The organism is Antrihabitans spumae, assembly GCF_043944905.1.
GTDB lineage: Bacteria > Actinomycetota > Actinomycetes > Mycobacteriales > Mycobacteriaceae > Antrihabitans > Antrihabitans spumae.
Map to the genome: position 1 here is coordinate 53,262 of NZ_JBIMSN010000016.1, position 15,072 is coordinate 68,333.

Below are 15,072 nucleotides of genomic sequence, written 5' to 3' on the forward strand. Positions count from 1 at the left end.
CAGCGGCAACCATCGGCACATCCCCTCGTCTATCCACGCTTGCCGCACCCGAATCGGACGTGCGGCCTGGTCGTCACCCGGAGCACCCCACCGTGGCGGAGGGTTGCCGACCAGCGAGCCGGGGCTGTGCGCTGGTACTCATGACCAACGTCAAGGCTGGCAGGGGATGGCTTTCGTTGTCAAACGGCGCTATGTGAAGAGGCGGACCCGCCCTGGTCGTAGGCTGTGTCGGTGAGTTCCGAAGAGTTCCCGGTCGTAGCCGACCTCGATCTGCCTACGCTGCGCGATCCGATCCTCGTCGCGGCGTTCGAAGGCTGGAACGACGCCGGTGATGCGGCAAGCGGTGCAGTCGAGCATCTCGAACTGATCTGGGATGCCGAGCCGCTGGCAGAGCTCGATTCCGAGGATTATTACGACTACCAGGTAAATCGACCGACGGTGAAGCAGATCGACGGCGTCACCCGGGAGATCCAGTGGCCGTCGACCATGCTGTCGGTGTGTTCGCCTCCCGGTAGCGAACGCGATGTTGTGCTGCTTCGCGGTATCGAGCCCAACATGCGCTGGCGCAGTTTCTGCGACGATCTGCTCGAATTCGTCGAGCAACTCGGCGTCAGCACCGTCGTGATCCTCGGCGCGCTGCTCGCCGATACCCCGCACACCCGCCCGGTTCCGGTCACCGGTTCGGCCTACAGCAAAGAGGCCGCCGAGCAGTTCAAACTCGAACAGACCAGGTACGAGGGCCCGACCGGCATCACCGGCGTGCTGCAGGACCACTGCGTCAAGGCGGGTGTTCCCGCGGTGTCGTTCTGGGCGGCCGTTCCGCATTACGTGTCGCAGCCGCCCAATCCGAAGGCGACGATCGCCTTGCTGCAGCGGGTCGAGGACGTGCTCGACGTCGAGGTTCCGCTCGGTGAACTACCGACCCAGGCCGAGGATTGGGAAGAGGCGGTCACGGAGATGACGGCCGAGGACGAAGAAATCGCCGAGTACGTCCGCTCGCTGGAAGAACGTGGCGACGCCGAGATCGACATCTCCGACGCCATCTCCAAGATCGACGGCGATGCGCTCGCAGCCGAATTCGAAAAGTACCTTCGCCGGCGCGGGCCTGGCAGCTTCGGACTGTAACCACGGGTGAGGACCACAGCGTGAGTCGCCTCCGCACGCTCGCCCTCTACGCGGGTGGGTTTCTCGGACCGTTCGGTGGCGGAGTCGTCACGGCGATGCTCCCGGAGATGGGCAACGACCTCGGCGTCAGCTCTCCCGCAGCAGCATCGACGCTCGCGGCGTACCTGTTCCCCTTCGCAATCTTGATGTTGGTCTCCGGCACACTCGGTGCACGCTGGGGTCAATTCCGCACTGTCCGAATCGCTTACGCCGTGTACGTCGTCGCGTCGCTGGCCTGCGTCGTCGCACCGAGTCTGTCGTTTCTGTTGGTACCGAGAGCAATTCAGGGGTGCGCGAATGCCTTCACCACTCCCCTGCTGTTGGCATCGCTTGCGTCGATAACTCCCAAGGCGCGGCTCGGTCGTGCGCTCGGCACGTTCTCGGCACTGCAGGCAGCAGGCCAGACGACGGCGCCGCTGGTGGGCGGGCTTGCGGCAGAGGTGAATTGGCGGCTCGCGTTCGTCGCCGTTGCTGTGGTCGCAGCGATATTGGGAATCGTCGGATTGCCCACCGGCGCACAGGTGTCGGGACGCGAAGTGAAGCTGCGCCAAGCTTTACGGCCGGATGTCGTACGCATCGGACTGGTCGCGTTCCTCGGATGGGGCGCACTCGGCGGTCTGAACTTTCTGGTCGCCTTCCGCGCCGAGGATGCGTTCGGCCTCGGCCCCACGCAGCGTGGCCTGCTGCTCACCGGCTTCGGAATCGCAGGAATCATCGCCGCCCGGCCCGTCGGAAATGCGATCGACAGGATCGGTGCGCGCCGGTCGGTACTGATCGGCGCCACCTGCGGTGCCGTTCTCGTCACGCTCGCGGGGACCGCCGGACTGCTCGTCGTCGCCGCTGCCGCGTGGGCCGCCGCAGGCGTTGCGGGTCAGGGCATCCTCGTCGGCGTCAATGCAGCGGTACTCGGCCTGCGCGGACCGAATCAGGGCGGCGCGCTCTCGGTTGTGCAGTCGTTGCGCTTCTCGGGGCAGGCGCTCGCGCCGGTGCTGCTCACACCGCTCTACGGTGTGCACCCGACCACTGCGTTCGTGATTCCCGCGGTGCTGCTCGCACTGGTGGCACCGGTGCTGATGCCGCGTCCGCGGGCCGAGACCGAACCGGTCTGACATCGCTCGGTGTGCGAGGTAAGCCTTGCCAACTATGATCCGGTGGTGGCGCCATCAACCGAACGTGCGACGACGCGACTCGTCGACGAGCTGGCGCGCCATGGTGAGCGCACAGCAATCGTGTCGGGCACCGACGAGGTGTCCTACCGCCGCCTCGCCGCGCTCGTGCACGATGCCGCCGCACGCTTCGGGACCGAACGGCGGTTGGTGCTGATCGCGGGTCGCAACGACATCGAGGCGGTCGTCGCATACCTCGGAGCGCTCGCCGCCCGTCAGCCGGTGTTACTCGTGCCGGGCGATCCGCAGTACGACGCGACGTCCCTCGTCGATACCTACGATCCCGACATCGTGATCGAACAGCGCAGCGGCAGTTGGCATTTCGACGAACGACGGTCGGTGTCCAGGCACACGCTGCATCCCGATCTGGCACTGCTGCTCAGCACGTCGGGTTCGACTGGTTCGCCGAAGCTGGTTCGCCTCTCACGCGCGAACCTGCGATCGAACGCCGAATCGATTGCAACCTACCTCGACATCCGCCACACCGACCGAGCGATGACCAGCCTTCCGATGAACTATTGCTACGGCTTGTCGGTCCTGCACAGTCACCTGCTTCGGGGTGCCGGAATCGTGCTGACGGACGCGTCTGTCGTCGATGCCGAGTTCTGGGACCTTTTCGGTCGGCATCGGGCGACAACGTTTGCCGGCGTCCCCTATACGTTCGATCTGCTCGACAAAATCGGATTCGAGCACATGCACCTGCCGCATCTGCGCTACCTCACCCAGGCAGGCGGTCGGCTCGCTCCCGACCGGGTCGCACGGTACGCCGCACTCGGCGAACGCGACGGCTGGGATCTGTTCGTCATGTACGGCGCAACGGAAGCGACCGCTCGGATGGCGTATCTCCCACCGCACCTGGCACGGTCGCATCCGAACGCGATCGGTGTCGCGATACCCGGTGGGTCTTTTCGCATCGACCGCAGCGGGGACGAAATCGATCCCGACGCGGGCGAACTCGTCTACTCGGGCCCGAACGTGATGATGGGCTACGCCGAATCGGCGGCAGATCTCGCCGCCGGAGCAACGGTCGACGAGCTTCGTACCGGCGATATCGCCAAACGCGGCGCTGACGGCCTGTACGAAATACTCGGCAGGTCCGCACGCTTCGTCAAACTCTTCGGCCTCCGGATCGACCTGCCTCGCGTCGAAGCCGCACTCGACACTGCAGGAATTACGGCCTCGTGTATCGACGGCGACGATGAACTTGTCGTTGCTTTCGAAGGCGCGCTTGCACCGGCGAAGGTCCGTGCGATCGCGGCTGCCGCGTCGGGTCTACCTGCGGCTGCAGTCCGCGCCTGCCGAGTCGCCGAACTGCCGCGCCTGCATTCCGGCAAGCCGGACTATCCCGAGATCCGCACACTGGGCCGCGCCGAGGCCACAAGTACCGCACGGACCGGAAGCGAGCTTCGCGAACTGTTCGCGCAGGTGCTGCGACTCGATGTCGCCGACATCGGCCCCCAGTCGACATTCGTCGAACTCGGCGGGGATTCGCTGTCCTACGTCGCGATGTCGGTGCGGTTGGAACGCAAACTCGGCCACCTCCCGCCCGATTGGCACACGACGCCGATCCGCGACCTCCGGGTTCGTGGGCCGAGACGGTGGATTGCCGGGCGGTCCGTCGAGACCAGCGTCATGCTGCGAGCTGTCGCGATCGTGCTCGTCGTCGGATCGCACGCCGGGCTGTATCACCTGTGGGGCGGCGCGCATATTTTGCTCGGCGTCGCCGGGTACAACTTTGCGAGATTCGTCCTCACGGACAAGCCCCGTACGCAGCGGCTGCGCCACCTCCTGACAACGGTGGCCGGCATCGCGATACCCGCCGTGGCGTGGATCGCGTTGACGTTGAGCTTCTCCGACGACTACACGGTGACAAACCTGTTCCTGCTCAACAAGATTCTTGGACCCGACGGCCCGACGCAGGGCCATCTGTGGTTCATCGAAGTACTCGTCTACTTCCTGCTCGCACTCGCGGCACTGCTGGCGATACCGGTGATCGACCGCCTCGAACGCCGACAGCCGTTCGTTTTCGCGTTGGCGCTACTCGCGGTCGGCTTGGCCATCCGCTACGACGCTGCCGGGCTCGAACCGGGTTCGGAGGGCAAGTACAGCTGGTACGCCTTCTGGTTCTTCGCACTCGGTTGGGCGGCAGCAAAGGCGCGGACCCGGAGGCACCAACTCGTCGTCGCGGTTGCGCTCGTCGTGTCCATTCACGGCTATTTCGACAGCCTGCTTCGCGAAGGGCTCGTCGTGGCCGGGCTCATGTTGCTGATCTGGGCGCCGACGGTCCGGATACCCAGCTTCGCTACGCCGGTCGCAAGCGTGCTCGCCAGCAGTTCGCTCTACATCTATCTGACGCACTGGCAGATCTATCCGCTCTTCGCATCGCACCCTGTGATTGCGGTCGCCGCGGCACTGCTGTTCGGTATCGGCTTCTATCTTCTAGCCGACAAAGCGAAATCGGTCGCTGAGAGGTATTCCTGATCCCGGCGTAACGTCCCGGCAGCCTCTGCGTCACCGGTTCATCGGACGCTTCACACCATGGCCAGTACTCCGCGGTTCCTGCAGGGCGTTTTCGGCTTCACCGGCAATGGACTGGACAAGCCCGACCCGATCGATCCCACGCTGTCCTACACCGTTCCGCCCGGTGTGACGGCGCAGCCGCTGTACTTCCGCGGCGGAAACTCCTCCGACGAGCTCGTTGTCGTCACGTTGCTTCGCGACGGCCGTTCGATGCGAGTCTTTCCGATCGGCGCCAAGTCCGGCGTGAACATCCCACTCCGCGTTGTGGAGGACGTCGATCCGGACACCGTGCTGGAACTTGTCGTCGCGGCACCGACCGGATGCACAGGCGACGTGGTCGTCGACTTCGGTTTGGTGGAAATCTGATGCCTCCGACCGCGCGGCTGCTTGTCGTGGGGAACGGGATGGCCGGTGCGCGGACCGTCGAGGAGATCATCGCCAGAAACGGGCGCGATCTGTTCGAGATCACCATGATCGGCGACGAACCGTACGGCAACTACAACCGCATCATGCTCTCGCACGTGCTGTCCGGCGAAGCGAGTACCGACGACGAAGATCTGATGCTCAACCCGATGAGCTGGTATCGCGAAAACGGTGTGCAGCTGCACGTCGGGGACCGTGCGACAAAACTAGACCGCTTCGCCAAGCAGGTCACCTGCGAAAGCGGCCGGATCGTCGACTACGACGTGCTGATCGTCGCCACCGGCAGCAACACCTTCTTTCCGAACATGGACGGACTCCGTGAACCCGACGGACGTTTGGCACGTGGGGTTTTCGGCTTCCGTACGATCGCCGACACCAACGGCATGTTGCAGCAGGCACAGGCCGGTGACGACGTCGCCGCTGTGGTGATCGGCGGCGGTCTGCTCGGACTGGAAGCGGCATACGGGCTGCGCACCCAAGGGCTGAAAGTCGACGTGGTGCACTCCCCCGGCCATCTGATGAATCAGCAACTCGACGCCCGCGGTGGCCGATTGCTACGCAACAAGATCGAGTCTCTCGGCGTCGGTGTACACACGTCCAAGCGAACAACTGCAGTCGTTCGAACGCCCGATGGTCGGGTTGCCGGTGTCGGCTTCGCAGACGGATCGAGCATCGACGCCGACATGGTTGTCGTCACTGCCGGGATTCGACCGAACGTCGAATTCGCACGCGGCGGTGGGTTGGTCGTCGAACGTGGCATCGTCGTCGACGACCAGATGCGCTGCGAGGACGAGGGCTCGATCTTCGCGGTCGGCGAATGCTGCCAACATCGTGGTGAGGTCTACGGCCTCGTTGCACCGCTGTGGGAGCAGGCGACCGTGCTCGCGGAGCACCTCACCGGGACCAACCCTGCTGCGGCATATCATGGTTCGCGGCTCACGACGAAGCTCAAGGTCGCCGGGGTCGATGTTGCTGCAATGGGTGTGCAGGGTCCGGAGCGCGACGACGACGAGTACGTGCAGTTCTACGAACCGAGCACCGGAACCTACAAGAGCGTCGTCGTTCGAGACGGAAGACTCATCGGTGCAACGTTGTTGGGAGACGTCAGCAAGGTCGGCTTCCTGTCGCAAGCGTTCGACAACAAGGTTGCGCTGCCCGCCGAACGCATCAGCATGCTGTTCGATCTCGGAACACCCACCGCGGCAACGAGTGCCGCCGAATTGGCCGACGACGCTGCTGTGTGCAACTGCAACGGCGTGAACAAGGGCCAGATCGTCGCGTGTGTGCATGCCGGCGCGACAACGGTCGCCGACGTCGTCGCGAAGACGCGAGCAGGCAAGGGCTGCGGATCGTGCAAGGGACTGGTCGCGGATATCGTCGCGTGCGCGACAGGCGGCGCTGTCGCCGATGACCCGTGCGCCGACTTCTACGTCCGGTGTATACCACTGCGCAAAGCAGAACTCGTTGCAGCCGTGCGTGATCGCGGACTTCGCGCGGTGTCGGAGGTGTTCGCCGAACTCGCACCGGACGGCGAGGACGCAGCGGCGAAGATGCCACTGGCTTCGTTGCTGCGGACCGTCTGGGGACCCGATTGGGTCGACGAGCCCGGTGCACTGTTCATCAACGATCGGGTGCACGCGAACATTCAGCGCGACGGCACGTTTTCGGTTGTGCCACAGATGAAGGGCGGCGTGACGACACCGGATCAGTTGCGCCGCATCGCCGATGTCGCGGACAAGTACAACGTGCCACTGGTCAAGGTGACCGGTGGTCAGCGGATCGATCTGCTCGGTATCCGCAAGGAAGACCTGCCCAAGGTGTGGGGTGATCTCGACATGCCGTCGGGTTATGCCTACGGGAAGAGTTTCCGAACGGTCAAAACCTGTGTGGGCAGCGACTTCTGCCGGTTCGGGCTGGGCGACTCGACTGCCCTGGGTATCGCCATCGAAGAACGGTTCCAGGGTTTGGAGACACCCGCGAAGCTGAAGTTGGCCGTCGCAGGCTGTCCACGCAACTGCTCGGAGGCGCTCTGCAAGGACTTCGGTGTGGTCGCGGTCGGCGACGGGCGCTGGGAGATCTACATCGGTGGAGCGGCGGGTGCGCACATCAGGAAGGGCGACGTGCTCGCGACAGTCGACAGTGCGGAGGAGGTTTTGGTGCTGGCAAGCAGGTTCATCCAGTACTACCGCGAGAACGCCAACTGGCTCGAGCGCACCTACGCCTTCGTTCCGCGTGTGGGTATCGACGAGCTACAACGCCTTCTGGTCACGGACGAAGACGGGATCGCGGCGGGATTGGAAGAGCGGATGCAGATCGCCGTCGACGGTTACACCGATCCGTGGCTGCAACGCGACGATCCGCGATCGCCTGCCCAATTCGCGCCGTCCCTGCCGCTGCTGCCGCTTCCCCAGGTTCCGGTCCGATGACGGCGACGCAGGCGTGGACCGAGATAGGACATCTCGCCGACCTGACTCCCGGCGAGGGGCGCACCTACGTGGTGAACGGTCGTCAGATCGCCGTGTTCCTACTCGGTGACGGCACCGTCCGTGCGGTCGACGCGGTGTGCCCACACAAAGGTGGCCCGCTCGCGGACGGGCAGACCGACGGGACGGTCGTCGTGTGCCCGCTGCACCTGTACGCGTTCGCACTGGCGGACGGCTCGTGCGCCGACGACGTCGGTGCTGTCAGGGTCTACCCAGCCATGGTGAACGGCGAGCGGATCTTTCTCGAACCGATCTGAGCGGCGACCGGGTCGGACGGACCCATTACCCTCGTCGGGTGACCGAATCCGACGACCGCCTTCTGCGCGACGATCGGCTTCGGCTGTTTTCGTTCACAACTGCCGAGAAACGTGCCGACTACCTGCAGGTTCTTCGGGCGTTCGACAAAGCCCGAGCCGGGTACGTCGTGCTGCTGCATGCGGGTGACGTCGCGGCACTGACCGCCAAGGACAGCGACAGTGCTGTGACGCTGACCGCAGCCGAGGTCGGGCCGCTGCTCGAACAGCTGCACTCCTGGGGGGTGCTCGAGCGAAGCTACGACGGAACGCGCGCCGCCAACCTCGCCGAGTATCGCAACCGCCACTACGTCTATCAGTTCGCGCAAACGGGCTACCAGGCGTTTCGTGCCGTCGAGGATGTCCTGGCCGCGCGCATCGAGGACGCCGCGCTGTCTCGGCTGGTACTGCCGGAACTGCTTGCGGATCTGGACGATCTCGCCAAGGCGAACCGCGAAGCAGATGCCGACGCGGTGTACCGAAAACTGAGCCGGCTCGACGCCGCGCTGTCCGAACTGGCAACGCGAGCGGCACACTTCTACCTCTCCCTCGGCGATTTGGTCAGAACTACCGAGGTGACCCCCGAGTCGTTTCTTGCACACAAGGACGCGCTGCTGTCCCACATGCGCGAATTCAGCCTCGACCTCGCGCGCTACGCGCCGAAGCTGGCAGCGGCCATCGAAGCGGTCGAAGCGACCGGCGTCGATCGGCTGTTCCAGCGCGCAGCCGAAAGTGACGAGCGAGTGCTGCTGACCGTTGCCGAGCGCCGAGACGACTGGCAGGCGCGGTGGGCGGGCCTGAGCAACTGGTTCGTCACCGCCGAATCGGAGCTCAGCGAATCCGACCGTCTCCGCGAGGGCACGATGAGCGCAATCGCAGCGGTCCTGGCACTGCTGCGTCGAGTCACCGAAAGCCGTAAAGGCGGGGTGAGCCGAGAGTCCGCGTTGCGCCACCTCGCCGGCTGGTTCGCCGCAGCACCGTCGGACGAGGCCGCGCACGCGCTCTTCGGCGCGGTCTACGGTCTCGGCCGACCACGGCACCTTGCGCTCGAACATCCAGACGCCGAACTCGTCCCGGTCTCACAGTCGTGGTGGGACGCTCCCCCTGTCGAGATCTCCCGGACACTCGCCGAAACCGGACGGGCGCCGTCACCCGGCGCACCGGGGCGGATTCAGCGCAACGACGCGGGCATTCGTCGGCTCCGCGCCGCGCAGTTGGAAGCGCAGAGATCGCGCGCGGCTGCGGCCGCAGCACTCGCTGCAGGCGGTGTGCACGATCGAGTTCTGGACGAGGAAGAGACCGAGGTCCTCCTCGGATTGCTCAACGCCGCCCTCACCGCTCGGGTGCCGGTCAGCGGACGGACGCGACCGTCGACCGGCTCCGAACACGGCGTCAAGCTCACCCTGCGGCCGCACGAGCGCTCGACCGTCATTCGGACCGCTCGCGGGTTGCTTCATCTCGACGGCCTCGAAGTGACGGTGCGATGACCTCCGATCGTATACCGGCGCTCGCGCTCGACAACTACCAGCGCGCGGCTCGGGTAATCCTGTCCAATCACCTTGTCACACAGACATATCCGGACCGAATTGCCCTTCCACTGCTGCGCCGCTGGGCGACCGAGTTGCGCGAGGACCTCCTCGACCTGTTCGGTTACCGACTCGAAGTGACCGAGACAACGGCACGCCTGTTTCCGATCATCGATCGGCTCGACCCGACCCAGCCCGCCCGCACCGCTACCGAGCGGATCTTCGACCGACGCCGCTACGCCTATCTCACCCTCGCCCTGGCAGCCCTCGGCCGTGCAGGTGACCAGATCACCCTGTCGGAGTTAGCAGATCACGTTGCGGCGGAGACGATGCAGGTCGACGGTCTCGAGCTCGCCACCGAACGTGGTTCCGATCGGGATGCCTTCGTCGACGCCGTTGGTTGGCTTGCGACGCGCGGGGCGATCACACTCGCCGACGGTGACGCCGGCGGCTGGGCGTCGGATCCCAATGCGGGAGAAGCGCTTTACGACATCGACCGAACTGTTGTGCTCGCGCTGTTCCGGCCGCCGCGGGTGCTGCAGCAGCTACACAGCGTCTCGGGTCTGCTGTCGGGCGCGGCCACCGACACGCTCGAGGACCTCGCACCGGACCCGCAGGAGTCCTCGCGGCGGGTTCGCCGTGCACTCGTGGAACGTCCGGTCGTCTATGCCGTCGAGCTGCCAACGGACGAAGTCGGCCTGCTCGGGTCCGAACGCCTCATCGCCGAAGTCGAAGAACTGACCGGTCTTTCGGCCGAGCGTCGAGCCGAGGGCGTGGCGCTCATCGACACCTCGGGCAGATTTTCCGACATCCGATTCCCGAGTACAGGCACGCTCGCGCAGGTTGCGCTTCTGCTTGCCGGCGAGCTTGCCGATAGGGTGCTCGATCCGGACCAGCCACCGTATCTGCTCGGTGCACCGCCCGACTCGAGCGCTGCCCTCGCGCGTCAACTCGACGCAGCGATACCGGATTCTCCTCTCGTCGATGCTGACGAATCGTCGGCTGTAGCCGCAGGGTCGCCCTCCGGTACGGACCTGCCGTTCGTCGAGGACTCGTGGATCAACGCCACCATCGAGGGTCTGATCGAGCGCTACGGCAAAACCTTTGCAGCACAATGGCAAGCGGACCATCTCGGGCTACGCTCCGGCGCCGTTGCGCTACTTGCACGGCTGCGGTTGGTGCTGGTCGTCGACGGCGGGCTACTCGCGTTGCCCGCGCTTGCCCGCTACCGCGGCGTGGTTGTGAACGTGCGGACGCATCCAGAGCAATCGTTGTTCACCGCACCTATCGACAACTCCGCACCTATGGACGACACAGCAATCGAGAGCGAGCACCGGTGACGCGGACTGCAAGATTCCGGCCGACACGGGCAGGCATCATCAACCTCTGGGACTATCGAGACCAGGAATTCTCCTTTGCCGATGGACGTTTGGTTTTGCGCGGACCCAACGGTTCAGGCAAGACGAAGGCGCTCGAGGTGCTCTTTCCGTTCGTTCTGGACGGACGTATCGAGCCGCGCAGACTGAACCCGTTCGCAGGCGAAGAGCGGACGATGAAGTCGAATCTATTGTACCGCAAGCAGGACTCGGCACATTCGTATGTCTGGATGGAGTTCGCGCGCGGCCACAGTGCCGACCCCGAAGCCGTCACTGTCGGAATCGGCATGCGGGCGACCCGATCGAGCGACAAGGTCACGCGTTGGTATTTCGTCGCGGACGGCCGCGTCGGCGTCGACTTTTCGCTGCTCGGTCCCGACGATCGTCCATTGACTCGGCGGCAGCTGGCCGACGAATTGGGGACTGATGCGATTGTCGACCGTCCTGTGGACTATCGCGCCGCCATCGATGGCCGCCTCTTCGGACTCGGTGCGCAACGCTACGACCAGCTGATCAACCTCATCCTCACGCTGCGTCGCCCACAGCTGGCGAAAAATCTCGACCCAAAAGGGCTATCCCAGGCACTGACCGACGGTCTGCGCCCACTCGACGAGAGCCTCCTGCTCGATGCTGCACGCTCGTTCAGTGACATGGAGGAGGTCGGGCGGGCACTGGAAGGTCTCGTACAGGCCGACAACGCCGCCAAAAAGTTCGTCGGCGTGTACTCGAAATATCTCGGGGTGCAGGCAAAGACCGATATCGAGCAGGTCGCCAAGCGGTTGACCGCCGTCGAGCACGCCACGACGGCGTTGTTCGCCGCCAAGGCGCTGCGGACGCGACGCGAGGAAGAACGGGTCGCCGCCGATCAGCGACTGGATGCGGCCGACCACGCTCTCGACCAGGCAACTGCAGACCGCGAAACTCTCATGCGATCGAGCGCGTACGAAGGTAAACAGCAGCTCGACGACCTCGCCGAGGCAGTGCGGAAGCTGGAACTCTCGACGCAGCAGCAATCCGCGAAGGCAGCCAAGTCGCAGGAGGCACTCGCCCAGCGCACCGTCGACGTCGAACGCATCAGATCTTCCGTCGCGGAGAACGCGGCGGCGTTGACCCGAACCGAGAACGAATTGGCTACAGCTGCAGAGGATTCCGGCATAGCCTGGACGCCGCTGCCCGCTCACACGCGCCCCGATCAAGTCACGGCTGCGGTGCGTGGGCACGCGGAGCAACGGGATGGCGATATTCGGGCGGTGCGCACCGCTATCGGCATAGTCGATCGAAGCCTCGCCGAGCGTGGTCGCGCAGAACGGGCGGCTGGTACAGCACGCGAACTCGTCGAACGATCTGCACACGAGGTCGCGGCGGCGGAATCGGCTGTCGCGGCAGCGCGCACTGACAGCGCTGCGGCATTGCGGGAGTGGTGGTTTCAATACTCCGACGGGTACGGACCACTGGCCGAGAGGCTGTTTTCCGTCCTGGAGTCGGCGCTTGCCGAAGTTGGCGGTGACGACGCGGTATCGCTTGCCGAGGTGTTGGCCCGCGAGACCGAACACCTTGTCGACGATGCACGCGAACGCAGGCAACGTGCGCGGCAGTCAGCCGATCAGGCTTCGATCGAACAGGACGCCCTGTCGGCATCCCGTGCGGAGATTGCCGCCGAACGCGACGATGCGCCTGCGCCTTTCGCCGCACGCACCGGGACGCGGGATGCGTCGATCGGTGCGCCCCTCTGGCAACTCGTCCGGTTTGCCGATCACGTCGATGCGTCCGATGCCGCGGGAATCGAAGCTGCGCTACATGCCGCGAATCTCTTGGACGGCTGGATAGCTGCCGAAGTTCCGCCCGATGTCAGCTCCGAACAGTTTCTGATCGCGCTGCCCGACGCGGAACGACCGAAGGGTCGCACGCTCGCCGACGTCCTGGTAGCGGAGGAGAACGCAACTATCGCAGCGGATCTGGTGAACGGAGTGCTCGCCTCGATCGCGGTAGAGGACGCGCTCCTCTCCGCCGAGGCTGTCGCCGTCGATCCGAGCGGCGGCTACCGTCAGGGCGTCCAACTCGGGCGGCACACGAAGTCGGAGGCCGAGTACATCGGCTCGACCGCTCGGGCGCGCCGCCGTGTCGCCAGGATCATCGAGCTCGATGAGGCGATCCTGCTAGCACAGGACCGCTTTGCTACCGCACAGGCCGAGGAAGCAGCGGCAGTCGCGGCATCGGCGCACATCGGTTCTGCCGCAAAGGCTTTGCCACGGCCGAACGCGGTGATGTCCGCGCTACGGAAGGTCACCGAGCTTGCAGGCGCGTTGCGATCGCGCACCGAGGCCTCGGCCACAGCCGATCGCGAACTGGATCACGCGGTCGCGGAATACTCGCTCGCAGAAAAACGGTTACGTGCCGCTGCCGTCGAACACCGCGCACCACATACGATTCGCGACCTCGACGCACTGGCCGCAGCAGTCCGCCATTTCGAGAACAGCGGCGCAACGCTTCTGCGAAGGCGGAGTGAATACGACCGGGAAGCGGAGCGGCAATCGGAGGCGCAGCACCGACTCGACGAAGCACGAAGTGTCGCGGAAGAACTTGCCGAAGAGAGTGCGATCGCGCAGGACAGTTACGAGCAGCAGCGCCACAAGCTCGACACCCTGCGCGATGCACTCGGCGCGAGCTCGGAACAGATCGACGAAGAACTCGGTGCAGCTCGTAACCGCATCGAAGCTGCGCGTACGGAACAGCGGACCGCACGTAAAACTGCTCGCGAAGCGGGTGAATCCGTCGGTCAGGCCGAAGGCGCGTATCAGACTGCAACGGAGGCGATCCGAAGCGCACTGACCGAGACTCAGGCCGATGCGCGAAAACTCGAGCCGTACGCGCAACGCGACATCGCCGCGCTCCTCGGTGCGACGAGCGACTGCACCTGGCCATCCAGCGACGCCGCCTGGTCCACGGTCGAACAGTTGCTCTACCGAATATCTTCGGCACCCGGTACAGACTCGGAGATCGGCGTACTGCCGGCCGAGGCACACAGGCTTTTCGAAAGCCTCAGCGCCGCAACCGCCGACATTCGCGTGAGCGACGCTGCGCGCAAGTCGACGCGCAGCGCCGTGACCACAGCATTGCAGGAGTTCGACGCCCAGCTCAGCGCGTCGGGCCAACATTTCCGGCTCAACTGGGACGCTGCGGACGGCCTCACCGTCGTGCGTGTGCACGACGATCAGGGCATGTCGTCGATCGCGGACTTCGCTGTTCGAATAGATCAGGCTCGGCAGGAGCAGGAGCTGCTGCTCACCGATGCCGAGCGTCGAATACTCGAGGACGCCCTGCTGACCGGCCTCGCGCAGCAGATCCACGAGCGCACCATGGACGCAAGGGATCTCATCGCGCAGATGGGGTCGGAAATGAAGCAACGCCGGATGTCGTCCGGCAACACGGTAGGCGTGCACTGGGTGCTTGCAGACTCTCTCGACGACACTGCGCGCGCGGTCTCGAAGTTGCTCGACAGTGATTCCGCAACGCTGAGCTCCGAGGAATTGGCCCGCATCCGAGCACACTTCGCTGCGAACATTCGTACCGCACGCGCCGCTCATCCGGAGCGTTCGTATCCCGAGATTCTGGCCGCGACTTTGGACTACCGACAATGGCGCGTCTTCTCGTTCACGCTGCTGTCAGGCGACGGTACCGAGGAGCGACTGACAGTGGCCAGGCACAGCGCGTTGTCCGGTGGCGAGCAGTCGGTGTCGCTGCATCTGCCGTTGTTCGCTGCAGCGCACGTCATGTTGTCGTCTGCGGACCCGCACTCGCCGCGGTTGCTTGCTTTGGACGAGGCATTCGCCGGTGTCGACGACAACGGTCGGAGCGAACTCCTCGGTCTCAGTGTGCAGTTCGATCTCGATCTGTTCATGACCGGCTACGACCTGTGGATCACCTACGCCGACGTCCCTGGCTGCGCGCATTACGACCTCGCGCACTCGGCCGCGGAGAACACGGTGAGTGCAGCGCTGCTGGTGTGGGACAACGGCGAACTGCTGGCCGAGCACGATGGCTCCGATCTCGCCAGAGCGCTGGGTTCGCCGCTGCAACGACGAGTGCCGAGGCCGACTGTCGGTGGGTTGGGTTTTGATTGA

Annotated in this window: 9 protein-coding genes and 1 riboswitch; all 9 genes read left to right on the forward strand. The window is 64.9% G+C overall.

Annotation, left to right across the window (positions count from 1 at the left end):
* Positions 1–30: 30 nt before the first annotated feature.
* Positions 31–146: riboswitch (SAM riboswitch) on the reverse strand.
* Positions 147–231: 85 nt separating this feature from the next.
* From ACHIRB_RS03635 to ACHIRB_RS03675, 9 genes are read left to right on the forward strand one after another with little or no spacing between them, the layout of a single operon-like run.
* Positions 232–1,125 (forward strand): PAC2 family protein, encoded by an 894-nt coding sequence (locus tag ACHIRB_RS03635; protein ID WP_199701375.1) that lies wholly within the window; start codon positions 232–234, stop codon positions 1,123–1,125.
* A 20-nt stretch (positions 1,126–1,145) separates the two neighbouring features.
* The gene (locus ACHIRB_RS03640) at positions 1,146–2,273 is read left to right on the forward strand and encodes an MFS transporter (protein WP_395116008.1); all 1,128 of its coding nucleotides are present in this window, start codon (positions 1,146–1,148) and stop codon (positions 2,271–2,273) included.
* Positions 2,274–2,318: 45 nt separating this feature from the next.
* Entirely contained in the window at positions 2,319–4,811 is a 2,493-nt protein-coding gene (locus tag ACHIRB_RS03645) for an AMP-binding protein (RefSeq protein WP_395123389.1), read from the forward strand.
* Between the two features lie 57 nt (positions 4,812–4,868).
* Positions 4,869–5,216 carry a molybdopterin oxidoreductase gene (locus ACHIRB_RS03650; protein WP_199701369.1) on the forward strand — a complete coding sequence of 116 codons (348 nt, stop codon included), beginning with the start codon at positions 4,869–4,871 and terminating at the stop codon, positions 5,214–5,216.
* Positions 5,216–7,699: a nitrite reductase large subunit NirB gene (gene nirB, locus ACHIRB_RS03655; RefSeq protein WP_395123388.1), complete on the forward strand. Its 2,484-nt coding sequence runs from the start codon at positions 5,216–5,218 to the stop codon at positions 7,697–7,699. Before ACHIRB_RS03650 ends, nirB begins: the two co-directional genes overlap by 1 nt.
* The gene (locus ACHIRB_RS03660; RefSeq protein WP_395123387.1) at positions 7,696–8,013 is read left to right on the forward strand and encodes a Rieske 2Fe-2S domain-containing protein; all 318 of its coding nucleotides are present in this window, start codon (positions 7,696–7,698) and stop codon (positions 8,011–8,013) included. Before nirB ends, ACHIRB_RS03660 begins: the two co-directional genes overlap by 4 nt.
* 38 nt (positions 8,014–8,051) lie before the next feature.
* Entirely contained in the window at positions 8,052–9,536 is a 1,485-nt protein-coding gene (locus ACHIRB_RS03665; protein ID WP_395116000.1) for a TIGR02677 family protein, read from the forward strand.
* The gene (locus ACHIRB_RS03670) at positions 9,533–10,915 is read left to right on the forward strand and encodes a TIGR02678 family protein (RefSeq protein ID WP_395123386.1); all 1,383 of its coding nucleotides are present in this window, start codon (positions 9,533–9,535) and stop codon (positions 10,913–10,915) included. Before ACHIRB_RS03665 ends, ACHIRB_RS03670 begins: the two co-directional genes overlap by 4 nt.
* The gene (locus ACHIRB_RS03675) at positions 10,912–15,072 is read left to right on the forward strand and encodes a TIGR02680 family protein (RefSeq protein WP_395123385.1); all 4,161 of its coding nucleotides are present in this window, start codon (positions 10,912–10,914) and stop codon (positions 15,070–15,072) included. The genes ACHIRB_RS03670 and ACHIRB_RS03675 overlap by 4 nt, the downstream gene beginning before the upstream one ends.